Annotated in this window: 17 protein-coding genes and 1 riboswitch; of the genes, 9 read left to right on the top strand and 8 right to left on the bottom strand. The window is 37.6% G+C overall.

The window, feature by feature from the left end; all coding sequences use genetic code 11:
- Nucleotides 1–309: 309 nt before the first annotated feature.
- A complete protein-coding gene (locus ML543_RS02995) occupies nucleotides 310–522 on the top strand; it encodes a hypothetical protein (protein WP_243385649.1) in 213 nt (70 codons plus the stop codon).
- A gap of 6 nt (nucleotides 523–528) precedes the next feature.
- Here ML543_RS02995 and ML543_RS02990 read toward each other — a convergent pair whose 3' ends face one another.
- From ML543_RS02990 to ML543_RS02975, 4 genes are all read right to left on the bottom strand, one after another.
- On the bottom strand, nucleotides 529–1,212 hold the full coding sequence (locus ML543_RS02990) for a DUF421 domain-containing protein (RefSeq protein ID WP_243385648.1): 684 nt from the start codon (nucleotides 1,210–1,212) through the stop codon (nucleotides 529–531).
- Between the two features lie 141 nt (nucleotides 1,213–1,353).
- Complete coding sequence (locus tag ML543_RS02985) at nucleotides 1,354–1,791, bottom strand: GNAT family N-acetyltransferase (RefSeq protein WP_243385647.1); 438 nt, start codon at nucleotides 1,789–1,791, stop codon at nucleotides 1,354–1,356.
- Nucleotides 1,785–2,306 carry a YjcG family protein gene (locus ML543_RS02980; RefSeq protein ID WP_243385646.1) on the bottom strand — a complete coding sequence of 174 codons (522 nt, stop codon included), beginning with the start codon at nucleotides 2,304–2,306 and terminating at the stop codon, nucleotides 1,785–1,787. Before ML543_RS02980 ends, ML543_RS02985 begins: the two co-directional genes overlap by 7 nt.
- A 133-nt stretch (nucleotides 2,307–2,439) precedes the next feature.
- Nucleotides 2,440–3,162 (bottom strand): alpha/beta hydrolase, encoded by a 723-nt coding sequence (locus tag ML543_RS02975; RefSeq protein WP_243385645.1) that lies wholly within the window; start codon nucleotides 3,160–3,162, stop codon nucleotides 2,440–2,442.
- A 153-nt stretch (nucleotides 3,163–3,315) separates the two neighbouring features.
- On the opposite strand from ML543_RS02975, the gene ML543_RS02970 reads away from it, so the two are divergent.
- The 3 genes from ML543_RS02970 to ML543_RS02960 all read left to right on the top strand — a co-directional run bounded on the left by ML543_RS02970 (nucleotide 3,316) and on the right by ML543_RS02960 (nucleotide 6,543).
- Entirely contained in the window at nucleotides 3,316–4,320 is a 1,005-nt protein-coding gene (locus ML543_RS02970) for a glycosyltransferase (protein WP_243385644.1), read from the top strand.
- 83 nt (nucleotides 4,321–4,403) lie between these two features.
- Nucleotides 4,404–5,537 (top strand): polysaccharide pyruvyl transferase family protein, encoded by a 1,134-nt coding sequence (locus tag ML543_RS02965; protein ID WP_243385643.1) that lies wholly within the window; start codon nucleotides 4,404–4,406, stop codon nucleotides 5,535–5,537.
- 16 nt (nucleotides 5,538–5,553) lie between these two features.
- The gene (locus ML543_RS02960; RefSeq protein WP_243385642.1) at nucleotides 5,554–6,543 is read left to right on the top strand and encodes a CgeB family protein; all 990 of its coding nucleotides are present in this window, start codon (nucleotides 5,554–5,556) and stop codon (nucleotides 6,541–6,543) included.
- Between the two features lie 7 nt (nucleotides 6,544–6,550).
- Here ML543_RS02960 and ML543_RS02955 read toward each other — a convergent pair whose 3' ends face one another.
- The 4 genes from ML543_RS02955 to ML543_RS02940 all read right to left on the bottom strand — a co-directional run bounded on the left by ML543_RS02955 (nucleotide 6,551) and on the right by ML543_RS02940 (nucleotide 10,611).
- A complete protein-coding gene (locus ML543_RS02955) occupies nucleotides 6,551–7,627 on the bottom strand; it encodes a glycosyltransferase family 4 protein (protein WP_243385641.1) in 1,077 nt (358 codons plus the stop codon).
- A gap of 37 nt (nucleotides 7,628–7,664) precedes the next feature.
- Nucleotides 7,665–8,045, bottom strand: coding sequence for a M67 family metallopeptidase (locus tag ML543_RS02950; RefSeq protein WP_341482339.1), 381 nt, complete (start codon nucleotides 8,043–8,045; stop codon nucleotides 7,665–7,667).
- 44 nt (nucleotides 8,046–8,089) lie between these two features.
- On the bottom strand, nucleotides 8,090–9,271 hold the full coding sequence (locus ML543_RS02945; protein ID WP_243385639.1) for a coiled-coil domain-containing protein: 1,182 nt from the start codon (nucleotides 9,269–9,271) through the stop codon (nucleotides 8,090–8,092).
- A 155-nt stretch (nucleotides 9,272–9,426) separates the two neighbouring features.
- Complete coding sequence (locus ML543_RS02940) at nucleotides 9,427–10,611, bottom strand: BMQ_0737 family morphogenetic spore coat protein (RefSeq protein WP_243385638.1); 1,185 nt, start codon at nucleotides 10,609–10,611, stop codon at nucleotides 9,427–9,429.
- Nucleotides 10,612–10,796: 185 nt separating this feature from the next.
- Between ML543_RS02940 and ML543_RS02935 the strand changes: the two genes are divergently transcribed.
- From ML543_RS02935 to ML543_RS02915, 5 genes are all read left to right on the top strand, one after another.
- Entirely contained in the window at nucleotides 10,797–11,993 is a 1,197-nt protein-coding gene (locus ML543_RS02935; RefSeq protein WP_243385637.1) for a hypothetical protein, read from the top strand.
- 47 nt (nucleotides 11,994–12,040) lie between these two features.
- A complete protein-coding gene (locus ML543_RS02930) occupies nucleotides 12,041–12,994 on the top strand; it encodes a coiled-coil domain-containing protein (RefSeq protein ID WP_243385636.1) in 954 nt (317 codons plus the stop codon).
- A 105-nt stretch (nucleotides 12,995–13,099) separates the two neighbouring features.
- A riboswitch (SAM riboswitch) is annotated at nucleotides 13,100–13,265 on the top strand.
- 123 nt (nucleotides 13,266–13,388) lie between these two features.
- Complete coding sequence (locus tag ML543_RS02925; RefSeq protein WP_243385635.1) at nucleotides 13,389–14,516, top strand: methionine biosynthesis PLP-dependent protein; 1,128 nt, start codon at nucleotides 13,389–13,391, stop codon at nucleotides 14,514–14,516.
- Entirely contained in the window at nucleotides 14,506–15,675 is a 1,170-nt protein-coding gene (gene metC, locus ML543_RS02920; protein ID WP_243385634.1) for a cystathionine beta-lyase, read from the top strand. The genes ML543_RS02925 and metC overlap by 11 nt, the downstream gene beginning before the upstream one ends.
- Nucleotides 15,676–16,019: 344 nt before the next feature.
- A complete protein-coding gene (locus tag ML543_RS02915; protein WP_243385633.1) occupies nucleotides 16,020–17,003 on the top strand; it encodes a TAXI family TRAP transporter solute-binding subunit in 984 nt (327 codons plus the stop codon).
- Nucleotides 17,004–17,053: the final 50 nt, after the last annotated feature.

Genomic DNA, 17,053 nt, shown 5'->3' with positions numbered 1-17,053 from the left:
ACCCCACAGGCGTATGCCGAGGAGGCTCGACTTCCTCCCCGCGGAAAGTAAGGGTCTGGAGCGCAATGTTCAGCATTCACTTTAAAAATAACTGAAAAAGCAACAATCTATACGAAAACAGCCTTTCAAAAAGATTGTTGTTTTTGTACGAATAGGCATGTTTCCTCTATGTAGCGTAATGTTAATTAAAATTAAACGAATCAATGAATAAAAGACATGTTCAATCATACCAAACCAAAATGATCGAAAAAAGTATTGACAAGGAAATGACTGCGAAGATGTCGAATAATAAGTAAAGGGGGGGATTCAATGGGATACATTGCACCCGTTACCCATTATCCGTATATCGACTATCATATGAGAATGCTGCCAATCAAAACGAATTACATCCGTCTTGACCCGATTCGAAAGCTTTACAATGAGCGTCAGCCTTTATATGGGATGCCAGCATCTGCAACCGAAAAGGCGGCTAGCAAAAAAGACTGGATGAAAAAAGGGAGAGTGATTGACCTTTACATTTAAAAAAGCTCACACATACTTCTGTACATGTAAGCCTTCTTGTGGATGCCATTCGGCAACAAACACATCTTCTACTCTGTTCACTTTTTGCTTTCGTAATTCATTACGAAGCCAATCTTCATTCATTCCGATTTCTTCTAAATTATCTAGTACCACTTCGCCATCAATGATAATCGTAGTTGTTAAGTAAACGTCAGTACCGTGCACTTGAAAGTCTTGTCTGGTCGGATGATCATACTGCGGCTTCTTAAGTAAGCTTATCGTTCCGTTCGTCTCAAGGATCGCATATTCAACTTCTTTAAAGGAAAAGGCTCCTTTCGCACGGAGAAGCTGTTGTAATTGATTAATGTCGAGTTTATTTTCTTTCATCCGTTCGCGAATGACGTTTCCTTTATGAATAATGATGGTGGGGTGCCCTTCTAAAAATGAACGGGTGCCCTTCCATTTTTGAGTAATTAGTTCCAATCCATAGATGAGGGAGCCCCACAAAAGAACAGCAAAGATTATTTTACCGATACCGACGTTTTCGTCATACACTGCGTTCCCAACAAGCTCTCCCAACACCATGGCTGAAATAAAGTCGAAGGTTGTAATTTGGTTTAGTTGCGTTTTTCCCAGCATTTTTGTCAACAAAAATAGGGAAAAGAAACCTAGCAGTAAATCGATGCCTATTTCCATAAATTCCACTTGCATCACCTTTTCCAGCTCGATACTTTTAGCGTTTACCGGAAAGGTCCTTTTTATGAAATTAATTCGTACTTAACGGTGACTTTTTGAAGAGGATAGACAAAAAATATCAATCGAAGAAAAAACCCCGCTTTTCGCGGGGGAAATTTACGATGCGGAAATCGATTTCATCATCGTGACATGCGGAATACCAGCATCCATGAAGACTTCCGTTGATGTCGTTTCATAACCAAGTTTTTGGTAGAAAGGCTCAGCTTGTGTTTGTGCATTGAGCTTTACTTTCTCTATTCCTTTTTTCGATGCGATTTCTTCCAATTTGTTCATGACGATGGAGCCAGCGCCTTTTCCTCGGCAAGATGATAGGACACAAATGCGCTCCAGTTTGCCGAGTCCGTCGACGACTCGAATTCGACCCGCGCCAACTGGCTTTTCACCGTCGTATAACACGACGTGCGTTGATTCGTTTTCATATTCATCAATTTCGAGCTCTTCTGGGACGTTTTGTTCGTCAACGAACACGGTTTTCCGGACAGAAAACGCGTCCTCGAGCTGCTTTTCATCCGTCACTACTACTGCTTTTAACAATCTTCATCGTCTCCTAACAAAAATGTTTCGTATACAGTCCAAGATCCGTTTTCAAGTTGGTATAAGATGTGAAAACGATCGATTTCTTCTTCATGTTTTATGTCAAGCATTTTTAGTTGACCTAGTACGTCTGAGTGCTCATCATCGGATAATTTTTGGCCGATTGTAATGTGCGGAACAAAGGCATATTCAGGCTCACTTTCTAACGCGCCTTTATGCATCATTTCATGGAGCGAGTGCAATGGCTCTGTCGGGTTTACTTTTAAATAAATAACATTGTTCACCGGTGAAAATGAACTGAATTTATAAACAGAAAGTGTAAACGGTTTGACTTGTTTCGCAATTTGGCGTAACTCACGCGTAATGGATTTGATTTCACTTTCATCTGCATCAAATGCACTTTTTAACGTTAAATGCGGTGGAACTAAGGCGTAATGTGGATCATATCGCTTCCGATAGGAATTGGCGATATCTTGTAACTTTTTAGAAGGAAAAAGAACGATTCCATACTTCATGACAAAACCTCCCTATAAACAATGACGAGTGATAAAATTATTATACCAAAAATTATGTAGGATACGTTGTTACATTTTTTAATAATTTCGACAACTATGAAAAGGCGAAAGTGATAACCACTTTCGCACAATATTACATCATTTTCTTTAAGATGTCCTTTAATAATGGTTGCCAATAAGTCCACGTATGATTGCCGTCAAACTCTTCATACGTAACTGGATAGCCTTTTTCTTTCATCGCTTCATGCAACGCTCGGTTTGGCGTAACGAAATCTTTCACTTGACCGTCCGTTGTCTCCACTTCTGTTTCTTCTTTTCCGATTTGGTGGTAAATCGAAAGTAAGGCTGGAGAAGCAAAATCTTTCACAGCGTTTAACACAGTCTCGTTTACAAACGGTGATTGCATCATGACGCGACCAAACGTATGTGGATACGATAAGGCAGCCATCAATGAAACGGTAGCTCCTAATGAATCCCCAATTAAAGCTCGTCCATGTCCCATTTGATAGGATGGGAACTTTTCATCTAAATACGGAACGAGCTCATGCGCTAAAAAGCGAATGTACGCATCAAATTGCTCGCCTTCCGGATGATATTTTTTGCGACGGTCCGCAACATCTTTATACGGAATTCCGATAATAATAACGTTTTCAATTTCACCTTTGCTTAATAACTCCTCTGTAAAGCGGGCAATCTTTCCAAGCTTGAAGTAGTCTGCGCCGTCTTGAGCAATCAATAAGTTGTATTTGTATAAAGGAGAAAAGGTTGTCGGAAGATAAATCATTAAATCGATTTCTTCATTTAATTCTTTACTAAAGATTTTCTCCTCTTGTATTGGTGCTAGCTTTTGTACCATTTTGATTCCCCCATCTTGATGTAGTCATAATTACAGCGTTTCCATTTATTTTATCATGAATTCATGGGAAATGACCAATAACAAGATGTATTTTCATGTTCATACAGTTTATTACATACAATTTATAAATATAAAAAATGAGGTGAGTACATTTTGGGAAATGTAATCATCATACCATCTATTTATGATTGGGATTGGATGACACAGAGGCCACAACAACTGGCTAAACAATTTGCACAAAATGGGTTCTCAGTCTTTTACTTCAACCATACGATTACGAATGAATCGGTCACGAAGGTGAAGGAAGGTTTATTTGTAGTACATAACTTTCCAAAATGGATTAAAGAGCATCTGCACAAACTAAAAAAAGAAAATAATGTTGGAATTTGGTGTTCATGGCCTCAAAAAGCTGATTTTATTAAACAGTTGGAGGTTAATTGGGTCGTATTTGATTATATTGATGATTTCAAGCAGTGGTATCAGTATGAGAAGCGGATGGTCGAAATTTCTCATTTGTTAACGTGTACATCCGAAGCATTGCATAAACGGTTAAAACGTTTATATCCTAATAAAACGGTTGAACTTGTACGAAATGCATATGATCCTGATTTACAATTACATGGAGATATAAATCGAAAAGGGAAGTTGAATTCGAGTAAAAGGAAAATCGGATACGTTGGAGCTTGGGCACCGTGGATTGATTTAGAACTAATCAAAAAATTATTGAAAGAGGATGTTGAATTATTTGTGATTGGGCCAGAATTTGGTTTGAGCACTAACCGAATTAAGAGTACGAACATTCATTTCTTAGGGAGAAAAAAACACAGTGAATTAAAAGAATACATGTCGGAGTGTGACATGTTTATTATCCCTTTTAAAATAAATGCTCTCACAGTTGCAACCAATCCAGTTAAAGCATACGAATACTTAGCAACTGGAAAACCAGTTGTATCTACTGATCTACCTGAATGTAGAATGATGTCACCATTGATTGATGTAGCCAAGTCCCATGAAGAATTTATAAATGTGGTATGCAATAGGCCATTAGTAGACGGATCTAATGGAGAAAGGATTTCTTTTGCATTGAATAACACATGGGAAAATAGATTAAATCAAATAATAATATTATTACAAAAACAAGGGGTGTTGAAACAATGAACTTCCTAACCCAAAATCGGTAAACTTTCTAACTTTTATACAAGAGTGTGCATATATTATTGTAAAGAACTCATAGGGGGTGTATGATGAGAGTTTTAATACATGGATTTTATGGAGCAGGAAACGCTGGAGATGATGCGATTCTCCACTCGATTATTGATACGTTAAGAGAAATAAATCCTACCGTCAAGATAGCAGTAACTGTTTTTTCAAACAATATTCGGCCTTACTATGGGGATGTACCATTAAGAACGATATCAGGTTCTGATTTTAAAAGTATTTCAAATGAATTAAAAAATTGCTCCCTTTTAATTGTAGGTGGTGGAGGACTTTTTCAAGATTACAATACCTTTAAACCAGAAAATTTATTTTTAAATCAAAAAGGGGCGTTAAATTATTATACAGCACCAATCATTTTAGCCAAGATGCTAAACGTTAAATGTATGTTATATGGTGTTGGAATTGGTCCTTTAAACAGTCAAGAAGCTAAAGGAGCCATGAAATGGGTTTCTCAAATTGTTGACGGAATAACTGTTAGAGATACCTACTCATCTAATTTTTTGACTTCTTTAGGCATCTCCAAACACGTTCTAGCAGCAGATCCCGCAATTAAACTTCAATCTTCCACTCATTCTACTTATCATCAATTACTCAAAAAATCTGAATCTCAAATAAACATTGGGCTCAATTTAAGAAACTGGCCATACGATAAAGAAAATGCCAAGAAGTTAGAAGAAGAGATAATCGGAGTATTGAATCATTATTCTAAACATAAAAAATTACATTATTATATTATGCCATTCAATAAACTTCCATCAGAGATTGAAAAGTCGAAACAACTTGAATACAAACTAAATGGGAAAGCAACTGTAATTCCTTACAACATGTCTCCATGTGAATATAAAGAACTTTGTAAAAACCTTGATTTAATGATTGCGATGCGACTTCATGCTAGTATCTTTTCATTAAGTGAATGTATACCGAGCATTGGAATCTCCTATGATGAAAAAGTAAAACAATTTTATAATGAATTAAACATCGGAGAGCAATGTCTTTTGCTTGAAACATTCGACTCTAATAGCTTAATAAATTTAATGAATGACAGTCTAAATAATTCTGATAAGTTGAAGAAGAAAATTACCAGCAACATGGATTTATTACTAAAACGTGAACAACTCAATAAAAAGACTATATCAAAAATTTGTGAGTGGATGTAAAATGAGTAATCAACGATTGAAAATTGTTTTTATTGGACGATATACAGAAGGGGAAACAGGAATTGTTAGAAGTATACAAATGGGCTTAATTGAAAATGGGTACCAATTATATGAAATTAATTTAAGCACACGTCCCTATTTAATGTATAATCCATATAAAAAACTAGGTGGACACGGTCCAGTATATATAAAGTGGGAACTAATTGAGAAAGAAGTCAGGAGTTTTCAACCAGATGTTATTTTATTATGTGCAGGCGGTTTAACCTTTCATTCGTCAATTCTTGCAAAATTAAAACAGTATTGTACAGTGGTTGGCCTAACATTAAGTGATCCGGATGTTTTTCCATCCGTAAGCAAATACGTTGGAGAGTTTGATTATCATACCACAAACTCTGCTTTTGCTTATCACAATTACAAGAAAGAAGGTATTCAAAACACATACTATTTGCCGTTTGGGATTGATTCCCGTTTCTTCATCCCCTGGCAGCCAATGGAAAAATATGCTTCGGATGTAGCAATTATAGGACATTATCGTGCCGATCGCTTAAAAATTGCCCAAGCAGTTCAAGATAAATATGGTGCGAAAATATATGGCAGGGGATGGCCTATTAAAAATGAGGGCCCTGTTTACAATGAAGAATGGTTTAAGGCTATGTATTCAACTAAAATGGTTATCAATTTTCCGAAAACTGGCGCGGGCTTTACAAACGTGAAAGTCGGGGTATTTGAAGCGATTGCGACAGGACGACTAGTGTTTACAGAATATTTTGATGAAATGGATGGTTTCTTTGAGTACGATAAAGAAATTATTGGGTACCGCGATGTAGACGATTTAATTGAAAAAATTGATTATTATAGGAAGAATTGGGATGAAGGTCTAAAAATCGCTAAAGCAGGTCAAAAAAAATGCGCCCAAAACCATACATGGAAACAAAGGCTTAATCAATTCTTTCAACGTATTAAAATTAAGAGCCCTCAAAGGATGTGGAGAAATTACCCTTTTTAAATCTTTATTAATTACGTGAAAGGTCATGAATCATTGATAAAAGTTGCTCTGCATATTTTTCAATGCTAAATGATTCAACAATTCTATCCTTTGCATTTTTAGTAATATAATGACGAATCTTTTTATTTTCAATTAGATCTTTTGCTTCTGAAACGGCTTCAGCAATATGATGAATGGAATAAAACTTTCCAGTTTTATTATGGGTAATAAAATTGCGAACGCCATCAGAATCCGTGGCTAGTACCGGACAATGACAGAGCATTGCCTCTATTACAGCATAACCAAATCCTTCAACACGTGAAGTCGAACATATCAATCCACCCGAATCGCCAATAACAGAATAATATTTTGCCATATCTTCATGAGGAACCGATTGAAATTGTTTTATATTAGATTGTAAAGACAATTCATTCACATAGTCATTAAACACTTTGCGCTGTGATTCATGGGAAAGAGATGCATCTTCAAATATCCACAATTCCAAATCCGGATACTCCTTCAATAACTCTCTCCCAATTTCAAGGAAATCTTTCCAGTTTTTATTTTCTTCAATTCTTCCGACCCATCCAATAACGAGATTTGGGTGTTTAGTTGTATTTATATATTGAAAGGAATTAGTATCAATTCCGTTGTGTATAAAATATTTTTTCTTATGTGGGAAGAACGAATTGAATGCTTCCATAAGATGTGGGGTTTTTGGGCACATAATGGCATCTGCATAAGATTCAATGAAAGGATACGCCTGATTTTTTATATAGTGATTAATATAATCTTTCCTTTTTCCAATTCCTTGATTATCATAAATAATTTTGCCGTTAAATCCACTTTGAGAAACAGCTTTCAACAAAATTAGGTCATAACTTACGATGATATAATCGTAATGATTTTTAGTAATAATGGTATTCCAATCTGATTCGGTGTTAGAAACAAAAATAGGAGCATCGAGCTGATTTTGAATACCTGATCCTTCAAATCGATACAAAAAATGGGATTCAATACCAACAGATTTTAATGCTAGATGTCGTTGCCTATTTAATGTCTCCATACCTCCGCTTGGAATGGTAAACATGAATAAAATTTTCATCCTGATCCCCCAAATCATTTAGTAGTTGTCAGAAAGACTAGTGATCGATGATCTGAAGTGACAATTGGTTGACTTTCTTATTATGGATATAGAAGCATTTGACTTGTGGATATGAATAAAGGAAGGAGACGATTATATAGGCGATGTCTCCATCTGGTGCAAATAAAATATCCATCGGTGAAGGATAAGCAATGGAGGTCGGGTGTGAATGATATATAGCTGTGATTTGTTCGTCTCCATCCCCTAAACGATTTGATAAATTGACAACTTCCTCCTGTTTCATTTCAAAAGAATGAAAATTGGTCTCAAGATTTGATATCGGCCAAGCTCGCCCGCCCATCCCGTTTAAACCAGTTAAAAAACCACAGGCTTCATATGGGAGTGCCGCTTCACAATGGTGGATCATTTTCTTGTAGATTTCTTTTTGAATAAGGAATACGTTTCGTTTTGGGCAGTTGATTTTTATCGACCCCTTTTAAATGGGTTGATTACACTTGTGGAAGGGTTAGTATGTTCCGTGTTAAAAGGATGTTTATGTTGTGGGCGAGACATATTCGTCTGTTGGTTTTGAGCTGTATGATTTTGTAGCTGCTCCTTGCGTTGATTTTGAACGCGCAATTCGTATTCCTGAATAGCTTTTTCCTTCTGATTCAATGCTTCTTCTAATTGTTGAATTTGAGCAATTAGTTCTTGCTCTTTTTCGTTCTTTTTATTCTCTTGTTCTTGATAAAATTGCTGGAGTTTTAACTGGATTTGTTCTTGTTCAGCTTGATAAGAAGAGACTTCCTGATCCAATTCCATTATGACATCCTTATAAAATGTTAATTCCTTCTGAACTTGCTCAACGATTTTCGTGAGCCTCTCAACTTTTTCGTTATTCTCTTTTTCTACGTTTCCTGAATGCATATCCATTTGAGTCCACTCCTTTTGGCTGGAATTATCCTCATCTCCTCGCAGCAATCCCATGACAGATTCCATTTGCCTTTCTAGCATCGCAACATGTTTTGATAATATCCGAATTAAATAGCCACTTTTACGAAGGTTATTTTTCCAATATTCCAATTTTTCTTCTAGGCTTATTTCAGACTGTTGGATTATTGATTTCAATTCATTGATGCGATCCTCGTATTCATGAATCAATGTTTTTTTCTTTTTTAGTTCTTCCTGAAGTAGGTGGTTTTGTGCTTGGAGGTTACCTATTTGGTTTCCATGGTATCTTAACTTTTCATCTAATAATTCAATGTTTTTTTTGTAATGTTTCAATTGTTGATCTTTTGTGTTCAACATTTCGTCTCTCTTTTTTAATTGGCTCTGAACTTTTTCATGATTGGATTCAAGAGAACGAACTTTCCCATTCATTTCCCGCTTCATCTTATTAAATGTTTGCATATGGGAAGTAATGAGTGAATGGTCCGCACCTATAAGTTTCTGGATCAAAGAAATTGTTTGCGCCGCTTCATCTCCTGTATTTAAATTTTCTAAATAAAATGTTTTTTTCTGTAATAAATATTGAATGGACGTATTGATTATTTCAAATTCGTTTAAATCTTGCCCGATGTTGCGAATATCTTTTGCGTACTGATTTAATTTCCTATCCAAGTTTTGTTTCGCTTTTTCAAAGTTCGCTTTTTTTGGGGATTCCACATACATCACCAACCTTCAACCTTTTAGGTGAAATTCTTTAATATTTATATGCTTCCATCCATAAATTGTTTATAAGAGAAAGAAAATTTCACAGTGATTTAATAAAAAATTGGAAAATAAAAAAGGAGAGAAGGGTGCTCTCTCCTAAAAGCTATTTAGTCATTGAAAGTACGGCAGTCGCGTACCTCAAGGTCTGCATTCGGAACAGTGACAGGGTTACTATTGAAAATGATGTTTCCTAATGGGTCTGTTAAAATTAACTGATACTCATCTGTACCACCGAGGAGATCGTTTTCTCTTAAGCGAAGTGAGTACGTCACGTTAATCGATGTTCCCGTAGCCGTTGAAGACATATTGGCTACACCTGTTAACACCATCTCGATAAATCCTGGAGTCGTGTCATTACATGTAACACCTGTAAACGAGAGTGGAGTTGCTGTAAAGCTTTGGTCAGCGTATAAATATCCATTCGTATCTGTGAAATTAAAGATCCAAGAACTTTGAGAAAGTGTACAATTGTTACAAATTTGAGCTGTTAATGATACATCTCCTACTTCAGCGCCTGAACTGAACGTTACCGTTTGGTTTTCGGTTGTAGCATCGGCCGCTGCCTGACAATCACAATTCTGACGAGGGAAAATGTCAGGACACTGTGGAGGGAATTCAAATAATGGACATTCTTCTTCTGGTGGAGTTGGGATGACGATGTCGTTTGGTCGCGGTTGACAGAATTTTGCTAGAACTTCTAATTTTACTTCAGCTTCCACTTGCATTTCGGTACAAATAAAGATAGTGAGCTCAACCATATTTCCTAAAAATACACGATTTGTAGGACGTGCGACAATTTTTGTCATTCGACATAGGACATTACTTTCATCCAATGGTTCAGGAATACATACAGCATAATCTTCATCAAATTGTACAGGAACATCAAACTCACATAACATGTCGGCACTCGTATCATTCCAAACTTGAACAGTTACAATAACAGTCCAGATGACACGTACACGACCGGGCTCACCAGGTTCTCCGTTTACAACTTCTACAACATCTGCTCTTGCAGTTTGTTTTTGATCTGGTTGAGGTTTTGGAATTAATGGGAATGTTCCAGGTACATCTGGTGTAATAACTTCAATACGTAAGGTATCTCCTGCTTCAATAGCCTCTCGTACGCTTGCAGCGCAGCCGAGTTCTCCTCCAGGCAGAGGTACTTTATTTGTATATCGATTGCTGTCAACGACCCAGTCATAAACTTTCTGAACACGAATGCATTCTTCCATTAAATTATTCGGAGTTAAAGGTGGGAGTATTTGAGAGCCTTTAATGGGTTTTCCTTTCACAATAATCTTCCTTTCTTTTGGGTTGATTTCCATATATTTTATTGATATTCGTTTATATTGGTAACCAAAAAACAGATTTTTTTGAAATATTTTATAAAAATGGGCAATATATCCATGTCCTTTGTGTATATTTACCTATATTTTCCTGTATATAGGTATATGAAAAATCAACCTGAGGTGATATCGTGGATTTTTCTTTGAATTATTTAAAGAAAGTAATTGGAAAGGTTTCGTATGAAGAAGTTACAAGCTTTCTTTATATGTGTGAACGTAATGGTGTTGAAGCTAATGTTAACGTGTATGAGAGAAAAATAGAGTTAGCACCTTTAGGGATAATTGACAAATGGGTCTTGATTTCGACGCTCCAAGATACGTTCAATCGGCATTTATTATTTAAAATTAGAAATACCCTGTCACAATTTGGAGTGCAAATTGAACTTTCCAATGAAGACAAAGGAGAAATGAATGATTTTGTACTGAAATTAAATTTCACAAATCATGAAGACAGTGAAGATTCTGTATCAGTGTCTGTAAAGAAGCAGGGTGAAAAGGAAAGCGAATGGGTCATCCCTTTTCAAAAGCATCTGAATCGTACACCTATCTCTCTTAACTATGAAGACAGTGTGGATCAAACGATCTCCCATACATGTGAAATTAGTGGAAATGTTACATATAGCTCACCTCAATCTAAGAATGTGCTGTTGGACCAATTAGCCATTGCCATCTCCTCTGCTTTATTTCATAAGTTACAAAATCGATTACCGATCGAATTCCTTCATTGGATCTCAAAAGTTTATACAGGTGAAAATATTACTCAACCTCACCCTCTCCTTAACCAACAGTCTAAACCCGTTCAGCAAATGCATTTAAACAAGGAAGTTGTAAAAGGGGTAGATGTTTTCTTTAATTACCATGTTCTAATTACAGAAAAAGAAAATCAGATGCTTGTTTCAAGTGATTTGATAATGAGAAATACGGGGACAATCGCTTTAACAAACCCAAAGATTTGTATATATATTGACCCTGCTACGACTGTGAACTTTAGGGGACAAATTATTCCTCCAGAAATGGTAGAAGGACTAGGTGTTCAAGGAAAAGAGCAAACGAAGGGATGGAAATATGTTCACGAGGATTGGTTTGAAAAAGGGGTAGATGATGGTGAATACTGGATAGCACCGATTCAGTCCATTTCAATTCCTCCTGGAGAGACCATTGCATTGAGTAACTTTCAATGCGTCATAAAAATACCAAAAGATCGAACAGAAGTAACGATAGATGCAACTGTCGAATTTGAGGAACAAACCTTCAATGCACGCTCCCTTAATCAAATGAGATTCGGTTTCCAAAGAAATGGTTCTGAACAAACATCACATAAAAATTGAAATCATATACATAACAATAGTTTTGAAGTATTAGGGGGAGAAGAATAATGGAAATCAAAGGTACGACAGTTTATAAACGCGTCCAACGGTTAAGCAAAGTACAGTTGCAACAGCTTATTATCCAAATAAACGCGGAATTAGATCAATGTAAGCAAAAGTTAAAAAAATACGAAGATGATTTTCACTATAGTCAATTAAAGGACCTGAAAGATGAAAATATGAATCTTCAAGAGCAAATTAATCAATTAAATTTGAAATTAAAGGATACTGAAGAGAATAAGATAGCCCTATCTCAACAGTTTGAGGAAAAAATAGAATCTTTGGAACAATTAAAGGTGGAAAAGAAGAAATTAATGAAAGAACAAACCGAATTAAAAAAAGTGAATGGGAAAATTGAAAAGGAGTTAAATGTATATAAGGAGCGAAATCGAGCCATTCAAGAAGCCCTAAAATCTCTAGAAAACCAATTATCCCAATCAAATTCTGAACGGGAAAAAGAATTTAATGAAAAAATTGAAAAAATAGTTGCCGAAAAAAGGGAATTAGAAGACAGATATGTTACCCGTGAAAAGGAAATGAAAAATGTTGAAGAGAAAGTTGAGCAATTGCAGGTGAGTAATGAACAATATAAGCTTAATGTCAAAAAGTTAGAAGAAGAAAAAAACAATCTTGAAAGTAAATATGTGGATATGCAAAAGAGGTTAACAGAGATCGAACAAGAATTAGAAGAGGCAAGGGCAAAATTAAAGTATGTAAATGAACTTGAGGAAAGGGAAAAGTCATTGTTAAAAGAAGTGGAAGAACTTCAAAATCAGCTTGCGCAAATAAAAACACAGAACAAAGAACAGTTTGATAAAGTGGTGAGCACAGAAATTCAACAATTAAAGGAAATGGTTCAATCATACAGTGAAAAGCTCACCTCCAGTACACGGATCATCTATGAGCTTCAAACAAAAATCGAAGAATTAAAAACCGAACTGCACACCCTCCGCTCAAAATAAGGAGAACATACCGATTGACGGCCGTGTGAAATCGAAATTGTGAAAAAACACTTGAAAAATCCACCAAATTCCTTTAAAGTAGTAAAAAATTAAAAAAATTCAATTTTCTTATCGAGAGAGGTGGAGGGACCTGGCCCTACGAAACCTCAGCAACCGGTACTGCGCATCTTACCGAATGACATCAAAAAGGCTCATTTGTCTTTTAGGCAGTACCAAGGTGCTAAATCCAGCAAGCAGCTTCTTGCCGTTTGTCATGCTTGAAAGATAAGAAGGAGCATAGTTACGTATATGTCACCTTCTTCTTATCGAAGAAGGTGTTTTTATTTTTAGCTCCCTTGTCTATATGACAAGACGGCCTCCTATCCATCACCGAAACTAAAGGAGGATATAAAACGTGAAAAAATGGAATGTAGACACGGTTATTGCTCAAGTAGGTAATCGAACGGAAACGGATACCGGCACGGTGAGCACGCCGATTTATTTATCGACAGCTTATCGTCATACAGGCATTGGTGAATCAACTGGCTATGATTATATCCGGACGAAAAACCCAACGCGCCAAGTCGCAGAAGACGCGATTAAAGAGCTTGAAGGGGGAGACAAAGGGTTTGCTTTTTCCTCTGGAATGGCAGCGATTCAAACGGTTTTGTCCTTATTTTCAAGCGGAGATGAGCTCATCGTGTCAAGCGATTTGTACGGCGGAACGTACCGTATGTTAGAAGATTTTCGTCGGTATGGACTCGTCACCCATTATGATGATTTTTCGTCTTTTGAAAAGCTAGAACAGAAACTGACCGACAATACGAAAGCGATTCTGCTTGAAACACCGACAAATCCACTCATGCAGGAAACAGATATTCAACGTGTGGCGAAATGGGCGAAAAACCATCAACTACTCGTAATCGTTGACAATACGTTTTACACACCTGTATTACAGCGGCCGCTTGAAGAAGGAGCGGACATCGTCATTCATAGCGCGACAAAATATTTAGGTGGCCATAACGACGTTTTAGCGGGGTTAGTGGTCGCGAAAGGGGAAGACCTTTGCGAGCGGCTTTTCCATCAACAAAATGCCATTGGAAGTGTGCTTTCGCCGTTTGATAGCTGGCTTTTAGTTAGAGGCATGAAGACATTATCGCTTCGAATGAAACGGCACGAAGAGAACGCGAAAGCTCTTGCGGAACATTTACAAGAAAGCCATTTAGTTACGGATGTGCTGTACCCTGGAAAAGGCGGAATGCTTTCGTTTCGGGTGAAGGACGAACAATTCGTCGATCCGTTTTTACGAAGCTTATCTCTCATTTGTTTTGCTGAAAGCTTAGGCGGGGTGGAAAGTTTTATTACGTATCCTGCAACACAAACACATGGTGATATTCCTGAAGATATTCGAACGAAAAACGGGGTCTGTAATCGATTGCTTCGTTTTTCTGTCGGAATTGAAGACGTTGAAGATTTAAAGGCGGATTTATCTCAAGCACTAAAAGAAGCTGAAAAGAAGGCGGTGTTCACATATGGCGGGTAACTGGTCTTTTCAAACGAAATTATTGCATAATAAGCACAAATTTGATCCGTTCACAAAAGGAGTAAGCGTCCCGATTCAACATGCATCCACCTTTCACCAAGAAGATTACGATCATCCTCCAACGTTTGACTACGCACGGTCTGGAAACCCTACCCGAGAAGCGTTAGAAGAAGCGATTGCAGACTTAGAAGGAGGTACGAGGGGCTTCGCCTTTTCTTCTGGAATGGCCGCCATTTCAACTGCTTTTTTACTTTTATCCAAAGGTGATCACGTATTAGTGTCGGAAGATGTGTATGGTGGAACGTATCGGATGGTGGCAGATGTTCTCACACGATTTGGCATCGAGCACACGTTTGTCAATATGACCAATCTTCACGAAGTTGCGACATGTATTCGCCCGAACACGAAAGTCATCTACATCGAAACTCCGTCGAACCCACTTTTGAAAGTGACCGACATTCAAGGGATTACGAAGCTTGCGAAAGCGAATGGATGCTTAACGTTCGTCGATAATACGTTTATGACACCTGCCATTCAACGCCCGCTCGAATTAGGCGCTGATATCGTCTTACATAGTGCGACGAAATTTTTAGCGGGTCATAGCGATGTCGTTGCCGGACTGGCTGTTGTCAAAGACGAAGAGCTCGGTAATAAGTTGTATCAGCTACAAAACGCATTCGGTGCAATTTTAGGTCCCCAAGATTGTTGGCTCGTGCTACGCGGGCTGAAAACCTTGCACGTTCGTCTCGAGCAATCGTCGAGAACGGCTTTCCAACTAGCGTCGTTCTTACGGAAGCATCCAGCAGTGCGCACTGTTTATTATCCGGGATTTCACGACCACCCCGGGGCAACGATTCAACGGTATCAAGCAGATGGTGCAGGGGCAGTTTTATCATTTGAGCTCGAAAGTGAAGAAGCCGTTAAAGCCCTCGTTTCCAATGTCCACATCCCCGTTTTTGCCGTTAGTTTAGGAGCGGTCGAATCGATCTTATCGTATCCCGCTAAAATGTCACACGCCGCTATGCCAAAGGATGAACGTATCAAACGTGGAATCACAGACGGATTGCTTCGCTTAAGCGTAGGACTTGAAAATATTGATGACTTAAAAGCGGATTTTCAATATGCTCTATCCCGCATTTCCGAACGAGTGCACAGATAAGTTTTTGTAAAAGGAAAGCCAGAAGCAGCGTCTTTTGGTTTTCTTTTTTTATAAAATTAGCAAGGAACTTTGCTAATGGAGCTACATAACTCCTTCAGCGAGAGTGCATAGTGGAATGTCGAAGAGAAGTTCTCCTCTCTGTGGAAAGGACGTGTAGAATGGAAAATTGGTGGTTTGGTGCTGGGGGATGATGTGGAAGAATATAGGATAAAAAAGTGTAAATGCAAGCCAAAAATTTCAATATTATGTAAATTGTCTATAATAATTTGACATTTTTCATATTCTGTGTGTTATTATAGGTTTGTGGTTTTTTACACACAAAAAGTTTTAAAAGGGGTGTTACAATGAAAAAGTTACGCAGTAGCTTCCTTTTCGTCCTATTGCTAGCGGTTTCTATGGTTATCGCAGCTTGCGGTAATGGCGGAGACGATGCAGGCAATGGTGGAGAAGGAGAAGCAGTAACAAGTGTAAGTATCTTAACAGGTGGTACTGGGGGTACATATTATCCTCTAGGTGGTGCAATGGCTAGTATCATCGAGGATGAAACAGAATTATCAGCTAGCGCACAGTCTTCTGGTGCATCTGCTGAAAATATGAATACGTTAAAGGGCGGCGAAGCTGAAATCGCCTTCACACAAACAGACATTGCTTCTTACGCATTAAACGGCGAATTAATGTTTGATGGAAATAAAGTGGAAAATGTACAAGCTATCGGTACACTTTACCCAGAAACAGTTCAAATCATTACAACAAAAGATAGCGGAATTGAATCTGTTGAAGACTTAAAAGGTAAAACAGTTTCCATCGGAGCTCCTGGTTCTGGTGTAAACGCAAACGCTCTTCAAATTTTAGAAGTACACGGTTTAACAACGGACGATATTAAAGCGCAAAACTTATCTTTCGATGAGTCTACAGATGGTATCCAATCTGGAAGCATCGATGCAGCTTTCATCACAGCTGGTACACCAACTGGTGCAGTTGAAGCATTAGCGGCAACTGAAGATGTAAAAGTAATCTCAATCGCTAGTGAAAAAATTCAAGAGTTAATCGAGAAGTATCCATACTACGCTGAAGATACAGTTGCAGCTGGTACTTACGGAATTGAAGAAGATGCGACAACAGTTGCAGTTAAAGCGATGCTTGTTGTACGTGACGACTTAGATGAAGATACAGTATACAACATCACAAAAGCTATTTTCGAAAACACAGATAAAATCACGCACGCAAAAGGTAAGTTAATTAAAGCTGAAACAGCGCTTGACGGAATCGGCGACATGCCATTACATCCAGGTGCTGACAAGTACTTTACTGAAAAGGGCGTAAAATAATTTCGGTTTTAACAAAAAATGATAGGCCGGCATTTGTTCGGTCTATCGTT

The organism is Bacillus kexueae, assembly GCF_022809095.1.
Lineage (GTDB): Bacteria > Bacillota > Bacilli > Bacillales > Aeribacillaceae > Bacillus_BZ > Bacillus_BZ kexueae.
The sequence above is the reverse complement of the archived record's forward strand: the minus strand, read 5'-3'. Positions and strand labels throughout refer to the sequence as shown.